Raw genomic sequence first — 19,185 nt, forward strand, 5'->3', positions numbered from 1 at the left:
GGCTTATACCTTTCCAGTCGGATCGAGACGATCGCGCAGCCAGTCGCCCAGCAGGTTCAGTCCCAGTACGGTCAGCATGATGGCGAGTCCGGGGAACACGCTCACCCACCACGCGGTCTGCAGATACGTCCGGCCGTCGGCCAGCATGCCGCCCCAGCTGGGTATGGTGGGATCCACGCCCAGGCCCAGGAAGGTCAGGCTGCTTTCCAGCAGGATATTGTTGGCGACGTTCAGCGCCATCAGGATGATCAGCGGCCCCAGCAGGTTGGGCACGATGTGATGGCGGATCATGGCCAGGTCGCGCACGCCGAAGGCCCGCGCGGCCTGCACGAATTCGCGCTCCCGCAGCGCCAGCACCTGGCCGCGCACCAGGCGCGCATATTGCACCCACTGCGAAATCACCATGAAGAAGATCACGTTGAACAATCCGCCGCCCAGGATGGAGATGAAGGTGATGGCCACCAGGATGAAGGGCAGCGCCAGCTGCACATCGGCGAAGCGCATGACCAGTACGTCCCAGAAGCCGCGGTAGTAGCCGGCGATCAGGCCCATGACGGTGCCCAACAGCGCGCCGAACAGCACCGACACGAAGCCGGCCGTCAGCGAAATCTGCCCGCCCACCACCACCCGCGCCAGCACGTCGCGGCCCAGCGGATCGGTCCCCAGGATATGCGCCAGGCTCTGGAACGGAGGCGTCAGGCGCGCCGCGAGGTCCATGCCCTCGCCGCCGTCGGGGAACAGCCAGCCCGACAGCAGCACCGCCAGCACCACGGCGCCGGTCAGCACCACGCCCATGACGAATTCCAGGGAGCGGAAACGGTGGCGCGAGCGCCGCTTACCTGCGGTTTCAGTCAGCGTCGTTTGCATGGATTCAGCGTATGCGGATGCGCGGATCGACGATGCCGTAGGCGATGTCGACCAGCAGGTTGACGATGATGATGACCAGCGCCAGGACGGTTACCGCGCCCTGAAGCACCGGATAATCGCGCGCCGCGATGGCATCGAAGGCCAACGTGCCCATGCCGGGCCAGTTGAAGACTTTCTCGATCACGACGATGCCGCCGATCAGGCCGCCGAACTGCAGGCCCATGTAGGTAATCAGCGGGATCGAGCAATTGCGCAGCGCATGCTTGTACAGCACCACGCGCTCCCTCAGGCCCTTGCTGCGCGCCACCATGATGTACTGCGCCGACAGGGTCTCCAGCATCGTGGTACGCACCAGCCGCACATTGGTCGCGCTCAGGATGATCGCCATGGTCAAGGCCGGCATGATCAGGCTGACCGGCCCATCCCAGCCCGACGGGGGCAGCAGCGGAAACGTGATGGACAGCAGCAGGACCAGCATCAGCGCCAGCCAGAAGTTGGGAAACGACAGCCCCACCAGGGAGAAAATGCGTATCGCCTGGTCGGCGGCCTTGCCCTTGTGCACGGCCGCGTGCACCCCCAGGGGGATGGATATCGCCAGCGACAGGGCCAGTGACACGAAGGCCAGCAGCAGCGTGGCCGGCAGCGCATCGCCGATCAGGTGCGACACGGACGTCCCGCCCATGAAGCTGCGGCCGAAATCGCCCGTCACGATGCCATGCATATAGGACAGGTACTGCACGGAGAACGGCCGGTTCAGCCCCAGCGCCTCGCGGATATTCTGCAGGTCCTGCTCGGTGACGCTGCCCGCGCCCTGGCTCAGCATGATGGCCGGATCGCCGGTCATGCGGACGGCATAGGAAACCAGCAGGGTCACCGCCAAGATGACGAAAACCGCCTGCAGGATACGTTTGATTAGAAAAGCGATCATCATCTCTGCGTCCGGTGCCGGGACCGCCCGCAGCCGGAAGAATATTCCGGTGCAGGCGGGCGCGGCCGGAGCGCGCCAGGGTTAGGCGTCAATCGACGCTGGCGTCGACGAAACGGAAGCGGATGTCGCCGGGCACGCTCAGGTTCTTGACCCGCTTGTTCACGCCCACCACGGTATCCAGCGCGTACAACGGCATTTCCAGCGCATTGTCGGCGACATAGGCAGCAATGGCGCGCAGGGTTTTCTGGCGCTCATCCGTCTTGTAGGTGTTGCGCTGGGCATCCAGCATGGCGTCCAGCTTGGCATCCTTGTCGTACGGATTCCATTTCTGCCCGGTGTGGTACATCAGGTAGGCGGTGTTGTCGTAGTCGTACGTCCAGCCGCCCCAATACATCTGCCACATCTCGCCGGTCTTGCCCTGCGGGATGATGTCGTTGATCAGCACCGGCGTCTCGTAGGGCTTGATGGTCGTCTTGATGCCCACGCCCTGCAGATAGCCGGCTATGGCCTGCGCCACTTCGCGGAACTGCGAATCGCTGCCGCGGATGTCCAGCTGGATCGCGGCGCCCGGCTTGACGCCGGCCTTGGCCAGCAGCTTCTTGGCTTCGGCGGGATTGAAGGGCAGCGGCTTGAGCGCGGGGTCGTAGCCGAACGAGAGATCGCCCTGGAAGCTGGCGATGGGCTTGGCATAGCCCAGCAGCAACTGCTTGATGATGGCGTCGCGGTCCACGGCCATGATGAGCGCGCGGCGCACGTCGCGGTCCTTGGTAATGCCGCGCGAGGTATCGTAGCGGGCCACCACGGTGCCCGGGCCGCTGGTGCTGACGATGGTGGCATTGCTGGATTTCTTCACCGTGTCCACCAGGCCCAGCGGGATGGCGGTGGCGATATCCACGCGGCCGGCCTGCAGTTCGGCGACCTGGGTGGCGGGCTCGGCGATGAAGCGGTACACCACCTGGTCCAGCTTGGGCTTGCCGCCCCAGTAGTCGTCATTGCGCGCCAGGGTCAGGCTGATCTTGGGCTTGTACTCGACGAACTTGAAAGGGCCGGTGCCGACGGGATGCTCGTTGAAATAGGCGTCACCCTTTTCCTGGAGGTACTTGGGCGGGACGATCATGCCGCCATAGCCGGCCAGCTTGGTCAGGATGACCGGGTCCGGCCGCTTCATCACGAAGTCGACGGTGTGCTCATCCACCACCACGACCTTGTCGATGGAGTTGTAGTTGGATTGCTGCGGCCCCTTCGCGCCCTCCGGGCCCAGCAGGCGATCGAAGGTGAATTTCACCGCGTCGGCGTTGAAGGGTTCGCCATCGTGGAACTTGACGTTCTCGCGCAGCTTGAAGCGGATGCGCGTGTCGTTGTCCAGGAATTCCCAGCTGGTCGCCAGGCCCGGCTGCAGCTTCATGTCGGCGCCCCGCATCGTCAGGCCGTCGAACAGATTGCTGCCCACCGAGCCCCACCACGTCACGAAAGTGTCGATGGGATCCCAGCTGCCGGCGTCCTGCGTGATGGCCACGTTCAGCGTGCCGGCGGCCTGCGCGGGCGCGGCCAGGGCCAGCGTGCCGCTGACGGCCAGCGCCGCGCCCAGCGCGCGAACGGTCTTGGTGTAGGTAAACATGAGCGCCTCCAGGGACGTTTTCGATGACGAGGAAAAGAACGATGCGCGGGGCATGACGGTCAGGCCGCCTCGGCCACCAGGTGCCCCGGGGCGATCTCCACCAGGGGGACGACGCGCGGCGCATCCCCCACCCGGCGCACCGGACTAGGGATCTCGCCGGAGATCAGCGTGGTATCGATGTGCCGCCCCGGCTCGGCCACGGGCACGGCGGCCAGCAGCTTGCGAGTGTAGGGGTGCCGCGGCGTTTCGAAAATCGCCCGCCGGCGGCCCATCTCGACGATCTGGCCCAGGTACATCACGGCGACGCGGTGGCTGACTTTCTCCACCACCGCCATGTCGTGCGTGATGAACAGATAGGACAGCCGGCGGTCCTTTTGCAGGTCCATCAGCAAGTTCAGGATCTGCGCCTGGATGGAGACATCCAGGGCCGATACCGACTCATCGGCGATGATCAGGCTGGGATCGCTGGCCAGCGCCCGGGCGATACACACCCGCTGGCGCTGACCGCCGGAAAACTCATGGGGATACCGGCGCGCATGCTCGGGGCGCAGGCCCACCTGTTCCAGCAATTCCGCCACGCGCGCGGCGATGGCCTTGTCCCCGTGGAGCAAGCCGTGCGTGACGATGGGCTCGGCGATGCTGAACCCCACCGTCTTGCGGGGATCCAACGAGGCATACGGGTCCTGGAAGATGTACTGCACCTGTTGGCGCAATCGCCGACGGCCCGCGGCGTCCATGGAAAAGATGTCCTGCCCCTGGAACAGCACCTGCCCGGAGGTCGGATCGACCAGTTGCTGCAGCGTCTTGCCGATGGTGGACTTGCCGCTGCCCGACTCGCCCACCAGCGCCAGGGTCTCGCCGGGAAAAATATCGAAGCTGACGCTTTCCACCGCGTGGACGCGATGCGTCACGCGGCCCAGGAAGCCGCGGCCCACGTCGAAGCGCGTCGTCAGGTCCCGCACGCTGAGCAGGGGCTGCGTGTAGTCGGCCGTATCCTGCTCATGCGTGCTGCCGACTTCGCGCAAGGCGCCCGCTTCCAGCACGATCTGCGGCGTGCGCAGCGGCAGGTCCCGGCCCGTCATGCTGCCCAGCCGGGGCACGGCGGCCAGCAGCGCGCGCGTGTAGGGATGCTCCGGTGCACGGAATATCCGTTCCACCGGCCCCTGCTCCACCTTGCGGCCGCGCAGCATGACCACGACCTCGTCGGCCATTTCGGCCACGACGCCCATGTCGTGCGTAATGAAGATGACCGCGGTGCCCAGGTCCCGCTGCAGTTCGCGGATCGTATTCAGGATCTGCGCCTGGATGGTCACGTCGAGCGCGGTCGTCGGCTCGTCGGCGATCAGCAGGCGCGGGCGGCACGATAGCGCCATGGCGATCATCACGCGCTGGCGCATGCCGCCGGAGAGCTGGTGCGGATAACGGTCCAGCATGCTTGCCGCATCGGGCAGGCGCACTTTTTCCAGCAATGCGCGCGCCGCCTCGCGCGCGGCCGGACGGCTCAGGCGCTGGTGCAGGATGATGGCCTCGGTAATCTGGTCGCCCACGGTAAACACCGGGTTGAGCGAGGTCATCGGCTCCTGGAAAATCATCGCCACATCGTTGCCGCGGATTTCGCGCAGCGTGTCCTCGTCGGCGCGGGTCAGGTCCAGTTCCCGGCCCGCCTTGTCGCGCAGCAGGATGCTGCCCTCCGCAATGCGGCCCCCGGTGTAGTCGGTCAGCCGCATGATGGCCATGGAGGTCACGGACTTGCCGGAGCCGGATTCGCCCACGATGGCCAGGGTGCGGCCGGGGAAAACATCGAAATCCAGTCCATCGACGGCGCGGAACACGCCGTCTTCCGACGGAAATTCCACCGACACCCCGCGCAGGGAAAGCAGCGGCGGGGGATTCGTATCTGGGGGCGTAGCCAAGGAAAGGGGTGAAGCGAAGAGAAAACGGGATGTTAACGATTTATCGGTAAATCTTGAACAACCGGCGCGGTGCGGGGAAACCCGGGTTGCGCAACGCACAAAAATGGCGGCTTTCGCCGCCTGTATGCCCAGGCCGACGGCCGTCAGCCCCCCAGCTCGCGGAATGCCAGCGTCTGCCCGTCGGCGTCGGTTTCTTCCATGCGTACCTTGAACCCCCACAGCCGGGACAGGTGTTTCATGACCTGGTCGGCCTCTTCGGCCACCAGGGGCCTGCCGCGCGTCTGCTGGTGACGCAAGACCAGCGACCGATCGGAATCCCGGTTGAACTGAACGACCTGTACGTCGGGGACCAGGTTGTCGCGATTGTGCTGCTGCGCCAACAGCTTGCGCACATGGCGGTAGCCCTCGTCGTCGTGGATGGCGACGACCTCCAGCTGCGGGTTTTCCTCGTGGTCGGCGATGGCAAAGAAGCGGAAATCCCGGATCAGCTTGGGCGACAGGTACTGCGAGATAAAGGACTCATCCTTGAAGTTGCGCATGGCGAAGTCCAGCGTCTTCAGCCAGTCGCCGCCCGCGATGTCGGGGAACCAGCGGCGATCCTCTTCCGTGGGGTGCTCGCAGATACGGCGGATGTCCGTCATCATGGCGAAGCCCAGCGCGTAGGGATTGATGCCGCCGTAGCCGCGCTGGTCGAAGCCCCGCTGGCACACCACATTGGTATGGCTTTGCAGGAACTCGATCATGAAGCCGTCGTCCACCAGGCCTTTTTCGTGCAGGCGGTTCAGGATGGTGTAGTGCCAGAACGTGGCCCAGCCCTCGTTCATCACCTTGGTCTGCATCTGCGGGTAGTAATACTGCGCGATCTTGCGCACGATGCGCACCAGTTCCCGCTGCCAGGTTTGCAGCTTGGGCGAATGCTTTTCGATGAAGTACAGGATGTTTTCTTCCGGCTCGGCGGGAAAGACGTCGCGCTTCTCCGTATCCGAGGTCTCGGCCTTGGGCACCGTGCGCCACAGGTCGTTGAACTGCACCCGCTGGTATTCCTCGCGGTCCGCCACGCGCTGCAGCTCTTCCTTGTACGAGACCGGGTGGGGCCGCTTGTAGCGATCCACGCCATGCGAGGACAGCGCATGGCAGGAGTCGAGGATTTCCTCCACGGCCTCGATGCCGTAGCGGTCTTCGCAGGCCATCACGTAATTGCGCGCGAAGACCAGGTAGTCCAGCACGCCGTCCGCGTCGGTCCACTGCCGGAACAGGTAGTTGCCCTTGAAGAAGGAATTGTGGCCATAGCAGGCATGCGCGATCACCAGCGCCTGCATCGCCATGGAATTCTCTTCCATCAGGTAGGAAATGCAGGGGTTGGAGTTGATGACGATCTCGTAGGCCAGCCCCTGGACGCCCCGCCGGTACGCCTGTTCGTTACGGATGAACTCCTTGCCGTAGGACCAATGGGGATAGCCCACGGGCAGCCCGGCGGACGCGTAGGCATCCAGCATCTGCTCCGAGGTAATGATCTCGATCTGGTTGGGATAGGTATCAAGCTTGAATTCCGCCGCGACTTCGGCAATGGCCTCGTCATAGCGGCGGATCAGATCGAAGGTCCACTCCGACCCGGTCGAAATAGGGGACACCAGCTTGTCGCCCCGCGGCCTCTCGAGCCGGCTCATGACATCGCTCATACAACGGCCTCCTTCCGGAACAGCTCGTGGAAGACGGAGAAAATTTCGCCGCGTTCGGAAATACGGCGCATGACGAAGTGCTCGGCTGGCTCGCGCTCGTATTCCGCCCACAGGCTGCTCTTGCGCACGTCGTGCGTATCGTGGATCTCGATGTACGCGAAATAGCGCGCCGCGGGCAGCAGGTGCTCGGAGAGATAGCGCGAGCTGCGGGCCGCATCGGCGCCGAAGGAATCGCCGTCGCTGGCCTGGGCGGCGTAGATATTCCAGGTGGAAGGCGAATAGCGCTTCTCGATGATCTCGTGCATGAGCTCCAGGGCCGACAGCACCACCGTGCCCCCGCTCTTGGGATCGTGGAAAAATGTGTCCTCGTCGACTTCCTCGGCGTTGTCCGTGTGCCGGATGAATACCAGGTCCACATGCTCGTACTTGCGCATCAGGAATAGGTACAACAGCGTGAAGAAGCGCTTGGCCAGGTCCTTCTTGTTCTCATCCATCGAGCCGGAGACGTCCATCAGGCAGAACATCACCGCGCGCGCCATGGGCACGGCCACCGACACCCGGTGCCGGTAGCGCAGGTCGATCTCGTCCAGGAAGGGCACCCGCGCCACGCGCTCGCGGGCCGATTCGACTTCGGCGCGCGCCGCTTCCAGCGCCGCCAGGGGCGCGCCCCGGCGCTCGAGGTCCTCCAGCTTGTCCTCGGCTTCGGTCAGCTCGCGCCGGGCACCGACGCTGAGCGCGATGCGCCGCGACAGCGAGGCCTTCAACGTCCGGCCGACAGCCAGCGAACTGGGCGAGCCCGTGGTGGTATAGCCGGCGCGGTGCCATTTCTTCTGGTGCACATCGCCCAACTGATTGCGCGCCAGGTGCGGCAGCTCCAGGTCCTCGAAGAAGAAGTTCAGGAACTCGGCGCGCGATAGGGTGAAGGTGAATTGGTCGACCGAATCGCCTTCCCCGGGATCGCCCCGGCCGCCGCCGTCGCCTCCCCCGTCGGGCCGGTCTATGGTGTCGCCCTTGGCGAACTCCCGGTTGCCCGGGTGCACGATTTCGCGATCGCCGCCCGCACCGTGGCGCAGGCGGGGTTCGGAGATATCCCGGGCGGGAAGATTGATCTCCCCGCCCTGGTCCATCTCTTCGATCGAACGCTCGCGTATCAGGTCCCGCACCGCCTTACGAACCTGGGTCTTGTAGCGCCGCAGGAATCGCTCGCGGTTGACGGCGCTTTTGTTGCGTCCGTTGAGACGACGATCGATAAGTGAATTCATACTACCTCGCTCAGGAGGACTTTCTCACCCGCAAGTACCACTCGCAGAGCAGGCGGACCTGCTTTTCGGTGTAGCCTTTTTCCACCATGCGCTCCACAAAGCTCTGGTGCTTGCTCTTGTCCTCGGCAGACGCCTTGGCATTGAAGGAGATGACCGGCAGCAGGTCCTCGGTGTTCGAGAACATCTTCTTCTCGATCACCTCGCGCAGCTTCTCGTAGCTCGTCCAGGTCGGATTGCGGCCGCTGTTGTTGGCGCGTGCCCGCAGCACGAAGTTGACGATCTCGTTGCGGAAATCCTTGGGATTGGCGATCCCCGCCGGTTTCTCGATCTTCTCCAGTTCGTCGTTCAGGGCCGACCGGTCGAAACTTTCCCCCGTTTCCGGGTCCCGGAACTCTTCGTCCTGGATCCAGCAGTCGGCGAAGGTGACGTAGCGGTCGAAGATGTTCTGCCCGTACTCGGAATAGGATTCCAGGTAGGCCGTCTGGATCTCCTTGCCGATGAATTCGGCGTAGCGCGGGGCCAGGTAGCCCTTGATGAACTCCAGGTAGCGGCGCCGCGTGTCTTCCGGGAAGTCCTCCCGGGCGATGCGCTGCTCCAGGACGTACATCAGGTGGACGGGATTGGCCGCCACTTCCGTCTGGTCGTAGTTGAAGACGCTGGACAGGATCTTGTACGCGAACCGCGTGGAGACCCCGGTCATGCCTTCATCCGTCCCTGCATAATCCTTGTACTCCTGCAGGGCCTTGGCCTTGGGATCCACGTCCTTCAGGCTTTCGCCGTCATAGACCCGCATCTTGGAATAGATGCTGGAATTCTCCGGCTCTTTCAGCCGCGTCAGGACCGAGAACTGGGCCATCATGTCCAGCGTACCCGGCGCGCAGGGGGCCTCGGCCAGCGAGCTGTTGTGCAGCAGCTTGCTGTAGATCTGGATTTCCTCGCTCACCTGCAGGCAGTAGGGCACCTTGACGATGTAGATACGATCCAGGAAGGCTTCGTTATGCCGGTTGTTGCGGAACGTCTGCCACTCGGACTCGTTGGAGTGCGCCAGGATGGCGCCGTTGAAGGGAATGGCGGAAAAACCTTCCGTCCCCTTGAAGTTGCCCTCCTGCGTGGCCGTCAGCAGGGGATGCAGCATCTTGATCGGCGCCTTGAACATTTCCACGAATTCCAGCAGGCCCTGATTCGCCAGGCACAGGCCGCCGGAATAGCTGTAGGCATCCGGATCGTCCTGGGAATAGCGGTCCAGCTTGCGGATATCCACCTTGCCGACCAGCGAGGAAATGTCCTGGTTGTTTTCGTCGCCCGGCTCGGTTTTGGCGATGGCGATCTGCCGCAGGACGGACGGATTAAGGCGCACGACCCGGAATTGCGAGATGTCGCCGTCATACTCCTTGAGGCGCTTGACGGCCCAGGGGGACATGATGCCGGACAGATAACGGCGTGGAATGCCGTAATCCTGCTCCAGCTGGTCGCCGAAGCGGGTGGGGTTGAACAGGCCCAGCGGCGTCTCGTTTACCGGCGAGCCTTTCAGGCAGTAGATCGGATAGGTCTCCATGAGCGTTTTCAGGCGCTCCGCGATGGAGGATTTTCCGCCCCCCACCGGGCCCAGCAGATAAAGGATCTGCTTGCGTTCTTCCAGGCCCTGGGCGGCATGCTTGAAGAAGGACACGATCTGCGAGATCACGTCCTCCATGCCGAAGAATTCCTTGAAGGCGGGGTAACGGCGGATCAATCGATTGGAGAACAGGCGGGACAGCCGCGGGTCGTTGCGCGTATCGACGATTTCCGGGTCACCGATCGCAGCAAGCATCCGTTCCGCGGGGCTGGCATATGCCATCGGATCGCGCTTGCACAGGTTCAGATATTCCTCGAGCGAGAGCTCGGTTTCCTGATCCCGCGCGTACTGCGACTTAAAGCCTTCGACGATGTTCAGCATTGGGATACCTCCAACAACATCAGAAAAGGGCTAGCCGTCCGTCATCCCCATTGTGTGCCCTATTTGGCTCCGTGTCGCCAGTGGTGTTCAGCGGATACAGATTCATGGTGATGCTATGTTGCTTTCCCCACACACAGCAATCGCAACGGTATTACGGCCATACGATTTAGTCCTACGCAAACCAAGCAAGTTCCGTTCGCGAAGGCGTTTGAAATAGCTTTTGGAAAGGTCCTTTGTTTCTCCGGCGGAGCCGAATAACCATCGCGATAACGTCGGGATTGCGCGGCCCGTTCAAGCTGCCTGCGGACGGCCAGCCACATCGGACACCTGCATCATTCGTTCGACGTATCGCGCGATCGTATCGATCTCCAAGTTAACTTTGTCGCCTACGTTTACGTTACGCAACGTGGTCATGTTTTGGGTATGGGGAATTACGTTAATGGTGATCTCACTACCCTCCACACCATCTTGTACGCCGTTCACTGTAAGGCTGATGCCATTAACCGTAACAGAGCCTTTGTAGGCCAGATATTTGGCCATTTCCTTCGGCGCGCGGATGATAAGCTCCCGCGATTCACCTACCGGCGCGTAGCGGACAACAACCCCAAGGCCGTCCACGTGGCCCGATACCAGATGTCCACCCAAGGCATCGCCGACACGCAGCGATTTTTCCAGATTGACCTCGCCTTCACGATCGAGGCCGACGGTGCGCCGGAGGCTTTCGCGCGAAATGTCTATTTCGAAGCTATTGGCTTCCAGCGCAACGACGGTCATGCAGGCACCCTGGACGGCGATGGAATCGCCCAACTGGACGTCTGACAGGCCGAGGTTTCCCGCATCGATGCGCACCCGGATACCACCACCGCCATCATGGGCTTCATGGGGTTGAACGCGCACGATACGGCCGACGGCCGTGACGATGCCGGTGAACATAGAAAACGCTCCTGAAGATGTTGGACTACACGGATATCGGCGCCGTCGGCAGACCCTGCGCATACGGCGGGCCCAAGGCGGCGGATGGGGATAGGATACGCGCTCCGCGCAGAGCAGGGGCGCTATGGGAATAACCTGAACGTATAAGGCTTCAACGCGGGTTGGCAGCAGCCATCAGCGTCTGCCAACGGTCGGCGAAGCGCCCGCGCAGGCGCACGTCCGGGCCCAGCGGCGCCACGTCGATGAATTCGAACCGGCGCGCGGCATCCAGGTGGGTAAGCATGGGCAGCTTTACCATGCCCAAGGCGTCCCCGAGCAATACGGGCGCGACATAGGCCAGGATCTCATCCACGCAGTCGGCGGACAACAAGGCGCCGGACAGGCCCGCGCCGGCCTCGACGTGTACCTCGTTGATATGCTGGCGCGCCATCCATCGCATCATGGCCGGCAGGTCCACCCGCCCCGGCTCGGCGCCAGGCAACACAATCACGCGTGCATTGCGCCGCGCCAGCCGCTCGGCCTTGACGGGATCTTCGTGCGCGGTGAAGACCCAGACTTCCTCGCCGTCGAACAGGCGGGCGCTTTCGGGAATCTGCAGGCGGCCATCCACGACGGCCTTGCGCGGCTGCCGCGGCACGGGGACGTCCCGCACGGTCAGCCGGGGATCGTCCTTCAGTACGGTGCCCATGCCGGTAAGAACGACGTCCGCGCGCGCGCGCCAGGCATGTCCATCGGCGCGGGCCTGCGGGCCCGTAATCCATTGCGACATTCCGTTATGCAGCGCACTGCGGCCGTCCAGCGAGGCCGCCATCTTCAGCCATACCCAGGGGCTGCCCCTGCTCATCCTGGCCGCGAAACCGGCATTCAAGGCCAAGGCCTCCGGCAGGCAGACACCTGTCGCGACGGGAATGCCCGCGGCGCGCAAGCGGGCCAGGCCCGCGCCATTGACCTGCGGATTGGGGTCGCCCATGGCGACCACCACCCGGCCCGGCGAAGCCGCGACGACGGCATCCGCGCAGGGCGGGGTACGTCCGAAATGGCTGCAGGGCTCCAGTGTGACGTAAAAAGTGGCGCCCACGACGGATTCGCCGCGGGCGGCGGCATCGCGCAGGGCGCAGATTTCCGCGTGAGGACCGCCAGGCGGCTGCGTGGCGCCTTCGCCCAGGATGCGTCCGTCGCGCACGATGACGCAGCCGACGCGGGGATTGGGGGCGGTGGTATGAAGCACCCGGCCCGCCAGCTCCAGCGCGTGGCGCATCCAGTGTCGATCCTGGTCCGCGCTCGCAGGCACGTCAGGGCTCTTTGCGCAGCTTGCCGGACAACAGCGGACCCTGCATTTCGCGGATCGCCTCGATGAATTCGCCGATGTCCTCGAAGCTGCGGTAGACGGAGGCAAACCGCACGTAGGCGACCTTGTCCAGCTTGCGCAGCTCCGTCATCACCAGCTCGCCCACGTAGGCGGACGGGACTTCGCGCTTGCCGCTGGTCAGCAGGGCTTCCTCGATGCGGGCGACGGCCGCGTCGACGTCCTCCGTACTGACGGGACGCTTGCGCAGCGCCAGGGACAGGCTGGCGCGCAGCTTGCCCTGGTCGTACTCGCTGCGGCTGCCGTTGCGCTTGACCACGGACGGCATGACGAGTTCCACCCGTTCGTACGTGGTGAAGCGCTTATCGCAATGCTGGCAACGCCGGCGCCGGCGGATGGTTTCGCCCTCTTCCAGTACCCGGCTATCGATAACCTGGGTATCGGCGTGGCCGCAAAAAGGACAACGCACCGTGTTCCCCCGCTAGAGCCCGTGATGGCCGGCCGTTCAGCCGTAGACCGGCAGACGGGAGGTCAAGGCGTCGACGCGTTCGCGCACCGCCGCGATGTTCGCTTCGTTGCGCGGGTCGTCCAGCACGTCCGCGATCAGGTTGGCGGTCAGCTCGGTTTCCGCTTCCTTGAAACCCCGGGTGGTGATGGCCGGCGTGCCCAGGCGGATGCCGCTGGTCACGAAGGGCTTTTCGGGATCGTTGGGGATGGCGTTCTTGTTGACGGTGATATGGGCCTGGCCCAGCACGGCTTCGGCTTCCTTGCCCGTGATGCCCTTGGCGCGCAGGTCCACCAGCATGACGTGGCTTTCGGTGCGGCCGGACACGATGCGCAGGCCCCGCTTGACCAGGGTTTCCGCCAGCACCTTGGCGTTCTTGGCGACCTGGTGGGCGTAATCCCGGAATTCGGGCTGCAGGGCTTCCTTGAAGGCCACTGCCTTGGCGGCGATGACGTGCATCAGCGGACCGCCCTGGATACCGGGGAAAATCGCCGAATTGACGGCTTTTTCGAACTCCGCCTTCATCATGATGACGCCGCCGCGCGGACCGCGCAGCGATTTGTGCGTGGTGGAGGTGACGAAATCGGCATGCGGGACCGGATTGGGATAGGCGCCGCCGGCGACCAGCCCCGCATAGTGGGCGATGTCCACCATGAACAGCGCGCCATTGTCCCGGGCGATGCGGGCCATGCGCTCGAAGTCGATGTGCAGGCTGTAGGCCGAGGCGCCCGCCACGATCAGCTTGGGCTTGTGCTCCTGGGCCAGGGCTTCGACCTTGCCGTAATCCAGGACCTCGTCGGCATCCAGGCCGTAGGGCAGGAAGTTGTACAGCTTGCCCGACGCATTGACCGACGCGCCATGCGTCAGGTGGCCGCCTTCGGCCAGGCTCATGCCCAGCACGGTATCGCCCGGCTTGAGGACGGCCATGTAGACGCCCTGGTTGGCCTGCGAGCCGGAATTGGGCTGCACGTTGGCCGCCTCGGCGCCGAACAGTTGCTTCAGGCGGTCGATGGCCAGCTGTTCCACGATGTCGACGAACTCGCAGCCGCCGTAATACCGCTTGCCGGGATAGCCTTCCGCATACTTGTTCGTCAGCTGCGTGCCCTGGGCCTGCATGACGGCGGGGCTGGCATAGTTTTCCGACGCGATCAGCTCGATATGCTGTTCCTGGCGGTGGTTTTCCTTCTGGATGGCGGCCCAGACTTCTTCGTCTACCTGGGAGATGGTGCGGGTACGGTCGAACATGGAGGTTCCTGAACGGAGTCAAAAAGCGGGAAACGCGGATTGTCCATAGTTTACCGTGCGCTTACGGCGCATTTCCCCCGGTTGACGGGCTGGAAGTGCCCTGCGGAGCATTTTCCGCGGGGAAGGCGCCAGCGCGGGAAAACCGGCTCATGCCAGCTTGAGCATCGTTCATCCTGCGGGGGCGGCATGGCGGCCGAAACGGCTTCGGCAAAAGACAGGGCGCCGCACAGGCGGCGCCCTTGGATGAGCCCGGATGCCGGCGGACGGGACGCCAGGGGCCCTGGCGGCGGCGTCCCGCCGGCCATCACGCCGAGGTCGTGCCGATGACCTTGGGAGCCAGGGCCGGGTTAAGGGTGTATGTCCCCGTGACGGATGCCTGCGCCAGGATCTTGCCCTGGATGGCGCTGAGCACCTGCTTGCCGTTGAACGTGCCTTCCACTTCCACCCGCGGGACGCTCAAGGCGTACAGGGTAAAGATGTAGTGGTGCACCAGCGCATCGTTCCACGGCGGGCAAGGGCCGTCGTAGCCAAAGTAGTCGCCGCTCATGTCGCGATCGGCGGCGAACCAGCCCGTGTAGTCGTTGATTCCCTGGCGGGCGTTGTGCGGCGCCAGCGGCCCGCCCTTGCCCCGAGGCGTAATACCGTTGGAAAAAGCGCCTTCCTCGATTTCGCGCATATCCGCAGGCAGGTCCACCAGCACCCAGTGGAAGAATTCCACGCGAGGCAGGTCCGCCGGCACGACGCGGCCTTCCTGGTTGACGTCGTCCGGCTTGCTGGGCACGTCGGGGTCATGGCAGATCATGACGAAAGACTGGGTACCATCCGGCACGTCATCCCACGAGAACTGGGGATTGAAGTTATCGGCCAGCGCGACATGCGACTGCGGGTCGATCCGCGCGAAGGCATAGCGCTCAGGGATGGACTCGTTATCGGAAAAAGACAAGCTCGCTAGCTTCATGGCATGCCTCCTTTGCAAACTAAAAGGATGGGTCGTGGGCGACGCTGGAAAATTCCCTACGACGCCAAGGTAACACGCGCGAACTTCCGTTTTCCTACCTGGATCACGTAGACGCCCGCGGACAATTGCAACGATTTGTCTTCCACCTTCTCGCCATTGACGCGGACACCTCCCTGTTCGACGTTGCGCTGTGCTTCGGCGCCCGATGCGGCCAGGCCCGCTTCACGCAGGACCTTCAGGATGCCGAGCGGGGCGCCGGCCACGGCGACCTCGGGCATGTCCTCGGGAATCGCCCCATCGCGGAAACGCGCCTCGAATTCGGCCAGGGCATCGCGGCCGGCCTGGACGCCGTGGAAACGCGCGACGATTTCCTGCGCCAGTTCCACCTTGGCATCGCGCGGGTTGCGGCCGGCATCGGTGGCCGCCTTCAAGGCGGCGATATCGTCCAGGGAACGGAAGGACAGCAGCTCGTAATACCGCCACATCAGCGTGTCCGAAATGGACATGAGCTTGCCGAACATCGAACCCGGCGACTCGGAGATGCCAATGTAATTGCCCTTGGACTTGGACATCTTCTCGACGCCGTCGGTGCCCTCGAGCAGCGGCATGGTCAGGATGCACTGGGGTTCCTGGCCGTACTCCTTTTGCAGCTCGCGGCCCACGAGCAGGTTGAACTTCTGGTCCGTGCCGCCGAGCTCCAGGTCGGATTTCAGGGCCACGGAGTCATAGCCCTGCATCAGGGGATACAGGAATTCGTGCACCGAGATGGGGATGCCGCCCTTGAAGCGCTTGGTGAAATCCTCGCGCTCCATCATCCGCGCCACGGTATAGCGGGAGGCCAGCTGGATCATGCCGCGGGCGCCGAGAGGGTCCGACCATTCGGAGTTGTAGCGGACCTCCGTGCGGGCCGGGTCCAGCACCAGGCTGGCCTGAGCGTAATACGTTTTCGCGTTCGCCTCGATCTGCTCCCGCGTCAAAGGGGGACGGGTGCTGTTGCGTCCACTGGGGTCGCCGATCATGGAGGTGAAGTCGCCAATCAGGAAGATCACCGTATGGCCAAGGTCCTGCAGCTGCCGCATTTTGTTCAGCACGACCGTATGGCCCAGGTGGATATCGGGCGCGGTGGGGTCCAGGCCGAGCTTGATGCGCAGCGGTACGCCGGTGGCCCGGCTGCGCGCCAGCTTGCGGACGAATTCGGACTCGACGAGCAATTCGTCGCAGCCGCGCTTGGCGATGCGCAGGTCGGCCTCGACCTCGGGGGTAATGGGAGCTTCGGATTGGGGCATATTGAGGGACGGCTTAACCCGCCCGGACGATGACAAGGAGGTAAAAAGCACAAAAGTTGTCGAAAATTCTAGCCGAATCGGCTAGGATACCGCCCTAATCATACGCAACTGTCATAGGGGGCACCGTGGCCCCAGGGTTTTTCACAAGATGACTACAGGGTCCAAAGAAACCGGGACCGGCGGCCCGCTATCCGCTGCGCTCCCCACCCTGCCCGATTCCGCATTCCCCTCCCGCCGTTCCAGAATCCTCCGCGCGGCCGCGCTCGCCACCGCGCTGGGCCTGTTCGCCGCTGCCGCCGCCGTCGGTATGGTGCAGCATCCGGACGCCGCCGATCTACCGCCCACGCGGACGATAGAAAAGGTGATGGCACTGTCGCCGGACGATTACCAGGTCAGCGACGGGTCTTCCGCCCCCTTTATCAACGAGACGCGCATCCGGCGCGGCGATACGCTGGCGGCCGTGCTGCAGCGCCTGCATCTGGACAGCGATGCCCTGCAGGCTTTCCTGACGCACGACCCCAGCGCCCGCAGCATCTACAAGTTGTACCCGGGGCGCTCGGTACAGGCGGCCACCGACGGCGACGGCAATCTGGTATGGCTGCGCTACATCCACACGCCGGGAAATGAATCGGATGGGCAGATCGTCACGCGGTTCCTGGAGGTCAAACCCAAGGCCGATGGCTACGCCGCCCAGGAAATGACCGAAGACACGGACCGCCAGGTCCGCGTGGCCATGGGCACCATCGAGTCCTCCTTGTTCGCCGCCACCGATGCGGCGGGCATTCCGGATTCCATCACCCTGCAGATGGCCGATATCCTGGGCGCCAAGATCGACTTCCTGCGCAGCCTGCGCCAGGGCGACCAGTTCCGCGTGGTGTACGAAACGCGCTCGCACGACGGCCGCTACGCCGGCGCCGGCCGGGTGCTGGCGCTGGAATTCCAGAACCAGGGCAAGCTGTACACGGCGGTATGGTTCACGCCGCCGGGCGGCGGCACGGGTTCGTACTATGACTTCGACGGCATGAGCCTGCGCGGCGCCTTCCTGCGCACCGCGCTGAAGTTCAGCCGTATCAGCTCGACTTTCGGCATGCGCATGCACCCCATCCACAAGACGTGGACGGGGCACAAGGGCGTCGACTACGCGGCGCCCACCGGTACGCCCATCCACAGCACCTCGGATGGCGAAGTGGAGTTCGCCGGCGTGCAAAGCGGCTATGGCAATGTGGTGATCGTCAAGCACGACAACAAGTTCTCTACCCTGTACGCGCATCAAAGCCGTATCGCGCCCGGCATCCGCAAAGGCGTGCGCGTCGCGCAGGGCGAAGTCATCGGCTATGTCGGGCAGACCGGCTGGGCCACCGGCCCGCATCTGCACTATGAGTTCCGCATCAACGACAAGCCGGTGGACCCGCTGTCCGTCGACCTGCCGGTCGCCCAGGCGCTGGAAGGCAAGGACAAGACCGCCTTTGCCCAGGAAACCGGCGTCTACAAGCAGCAGCTGAACATGCTGGCGCAGTTCCAGCAATCCATGCCCGGCACCACGCTGGCCAGCGCGGCCGGCAACTGAAGCCGGCGGACCATCGGGGCAGGCCCATGACGACAGCAGCCGGTTTATATGTCGGACTGATGTCGGGCACCAGCACCGACGGCGTGGACGGCGTCCTGGCGCGGATCGCGCCGGACGGCCGGCCAGCGGTGCTGGCCGAAACCAGCCTGCCCATGGCCGACGAGCTGCGGCAGGCGCTTCTCGCGCTGAACGCCCCGGGCGACAACGAACTGGAACGTGCGGCACTGGCCTCGCTGGCGCTGGCCGGATCGTACGCGGACGCCACGGCCCGCCTGCTGAGCGACGCGGGCGTGACCGCGGGCGATGTCACCGCCATAGGCGCGCATGGGCAAACCGTACGGCACCGGCCGGACCTGGGCTACACCCTGCAGCTGAATGCCCCCGCCCTGCTCGCCGAACGCACGGGTATCGCGGTGGTGGCGGACTTTCGCACGCGCGACGTGGCCGCGGGGGGCCAAGGCGCACCGCTGGTACCGGCCTTCCATGCCGCGATCTTCGCGGCGGATGTCCCGCGCGCCGTGCTGAACCTGGGCGGCATCGCCAACGTGACCTTGCTGGCGCCAGGACAGCCGGTGACCGGTTTCGACACCGGGCCGGCCAACATGCTGCTGGACGAATGGTGCCGGCGGCACACCGGGCAGCACTACGACGACAATGGCCGCTTTGCCGCCGCCGGCAAGGTCGACGACAACATCCTGGAATACCTGCTGGCCAGCGAACCCTGGCTGGCCAAGCGGCCGCCGAAATCCACCGGGCGCGATCTGTTCAATGCCGCCTGGCTGGACAGCCGGCTGAATGCCTGGGATGGCTATTGCCGGCGCCTGACGCCGCAGGATATCCAGGCCACCCTGCAGCGGTTCACCGCGCGTACCGTGGCGCAAGCCATCGAGCGGGAGGCACCCGGCACACGGGAAGTCCTGGTATGCGGCGGCGGGGCGCGCAACGGCGGCCTGATGCGCGACCTGGCGGAATGCCTGAATCGCCCGGTCGCCGTCACGGACGACCATGGCATCCCGGCGCAATCGGTGGAAGCCCTGGCCTTCGCCTGGCTGGCCTATGCCCATGTCCACCGCATCGCGGCGGGCCTGCCCGAGGTAACGGGCGCCCGCGGCGCACGGGTGCTGGGGGCGCTGTATCCCGCCTGAGGCGTTTTCCCCGGGCAGCGAGCAAAGAAAAACGGGC

Annotated in this window: 15 protein-coding genes; 2 read left to right on the forward strand and 13 right to left on the reverse strand. The window is 64.4% G+C overall.

The features are described 5' to 3' along the window. Positions 1 to 3 precede the first annotated feature (3 nt). From BAU06_RS22425 to tyrS, 13 genes are all read right to left on the reverse strand, one after another. Positions 4 to 867 (reverse strand): ABC transporter permease, encoded by an 864-nt coding sequence (locus BAU06_RS22425; RefSeq protein ID WP_066355817.1) that lies wholly within the window; start codon positions 865 to 867, stop codon positions 4 to 6. A gap of 4 nt (positions 868 to 871) precedes the next feature. Further along, positions 872 to 1,798 (reverse strand): ABC transporter permease, encoded by a 927-nt coding sequence (locus tag BAU06_RS22430; RefSeq protein ID WP_231933937.1) that lies wholly within the window; start codon positions 1,796 to 1,798, stop codon positions 872 to 874. An 85-nt stretch (positions 1,799 to 1,883) separates the two neighbouring features. After that, complete coding sequence (locus tag BAU06_RS22435) at positions 1,884 to 3,413, reverse strand: ABC transporter substrate-binding protein (RefSeq protein WP_066355820.1); 1,530 nt, start codon at positions 3,411 to 3,413, stop codon at positions 1,884 to 1,886. A gap of 59 nt (positions 3,414 to 3,472) precedes the next feature. Further along, positions 3,473 to 5,326 (reverse strand): ABC transporter ATP-binding protein, encoded by a 1,854-nt coding sequence (locus BAU06_RS22440; RefSeq protein WP_066355823.1) that lies wholly within the window; start codon positions 5,324 to 5,326, stop codon positions 3,473 to 3,475. Positions 5,327 to 5,469: 143 nt separating this feature from the next. After that, positions 5,470 to 7,005 carry a SpoVR family protein gene (locus tag BAU06_RS22445; RefSeq protein ID WP_231933938.1) on the reverse strand — a complete coding sequence of 512 codons (1,536 nt, stop codon included), beginning with the start codon at positions 7,003 to 7,005 and terminating at the stop codon, positions 5,470 to 5,472. Beyond that, a complete protein-coding gene (locus BAU06_RS22450) occupies positions 7,002 to 8,267 on the reverse strand; it encodes a YeaH/YhbH family protein (RefSeq protein ID WP_066355831.1) in 1,266 nt (421 codons plus the stop codon). The genes BAU06_RS22445 and BAU06_RS22450 overlap by 4 nt, the downstream gene beginning before the upstream one ends. A 10-nt stretch (positions 8,268 to 8,277) precedes the next feature. Beyond that, a complete protein-coding gene (locus BAU06_RS22455; RefSeq protein WP_066355833.1) occupies positions 8,278 to 10,203 on the reverse strand; it encodes a PrkA family serine protein kinase in 1,926 nt (641 codons plus the stop codon). A 291-nt stretch (positions 10,204 to 10,494) separates the two neighbouring features. After that, positions 10,495 to 11,136: a riboflavin synthase gene (locus BAU06_RS22460; RefSeq protein WP_066355834.1), complete on the reverse strand. Its 642-nt coding sequence runs from the start codon at positions 11,134 to 11,136 to the stop codon at positions 10,495 to 10,497. Between the two features lie 151 nt (positions 11,137 to 11,287). After that, positions 11,288 to 12,394 carry a bifunctional diaminohydroxyphosphoribosylaminopyrimidine deaminase/5-amino-6-(5-phosphoribosylamino)uracil reductase RibD gene (ribD, locus tag BAU06_RS22465; protein WP_066355837.1) on the reverse strand — a complete coding sequence of 369 codons (1,107 nt, stop codon included), beginning with the start codon at positions 12,392 to 12,394 and terminating at the stop codon, positions 11,288 to 11,290. A gap of 34 nt (positions 12,395 to 12,428) precedes the next feature. Beyond that, complete coding sequence (nrdR, locus tag BAU06_RS22470; protein WP_066355840.1) at positions 12,429 to 12,911, reverse strand: transcriptional regulator NrdR; 483 nt, start codon at positions 12,909 to 12,911, stop codon at positions 12,429 to 12,431. Between the two features lie 36 nt (positions 12,912 to 12,947). Further along, a complete protein-coding gene (glyA, locus tag BAU06_RS22475) occupies positions 12,948 to 14,192 on the reverse strand; it encodes a serine hydroxymethyltransferase (RefSeq protein ID WP_066355843.1) in 1,245 nt (414 codons plus the stop codon). Positions 14,193 to 14,496: 304 nt separating this feature from the next. Further along, complete coding sequence (locus BAU06_RS22480; RefSeq protein WP_066355847.1) at positions 14,497 to 15,150, reverse strand: YbhB/YbcL family Raf kinase inhibitor-like protein; 654 nt, start codon at positions 15,148 to 15,150, stop codon at positions 14,497 to 14,499. A 56-nt stretch (positions 15,151 to 15,206) separates the two neighbouring features. Next, on the reverse strand, positions 15,207 to 16,436 hold the full coding sequence (gene tyrS / locus BAU06_RS22485; RefSeq protein WP_066355848.1) for a tyrosine--tRNA ligase: 1,230 nt from the start codon (positions 16,434 to 16,436) through the stop codon (positions 15,207 to 15,209). A 148-nt stretch (positions 16,437 to 16,584) separates the two neighbouring features. Between tyrS and BAU06_RS22490 the strand changes: the two genes are divergently transcribed. Together BAU06_RS22490 and BAU06_RS22495 are read left to right on the forward strand one after the other, a co-directional pair. After that, entirely contained in the window at positions 16,585 to 18,003 is a 1,419-nt protein-coding gene (locus tag BAU06_RS22490) for a M23 family metallopeptidase (protein WP_415834850.1), read from the forward strand. A gap of 26 nt (positions 18,004 to 18,029) precedes the next feature. Continuing rightward, the gene (locus BAU06_RS22495; protein WP_066355849.1) at positions 18,030 to 19,148 is read left to right on the forward strand and encodes an anhydro-N-acetylmuramic acid kinase; all 1,119 of its coding nucleotides are present in this window, start codon (positions 18,030 to 18,032) and stop codon (positions 19,146 to 19,148) included. The last annotated feature ends 37 nt before the right edge of the window (positions 19,149 to 19,185 follow it).

The sequence above is a fragment of the Bordetella bronchialis genome (genome assembly GCF_001676705.1).
Taxonomy (GTDB): domain Bacteria; phylum Pseudomonadota; class Gammaproteobacteria; order Burkholderiales; family Burkholderiaceae_B; genus Bordetella_C; species Bordetella_C bronchialis.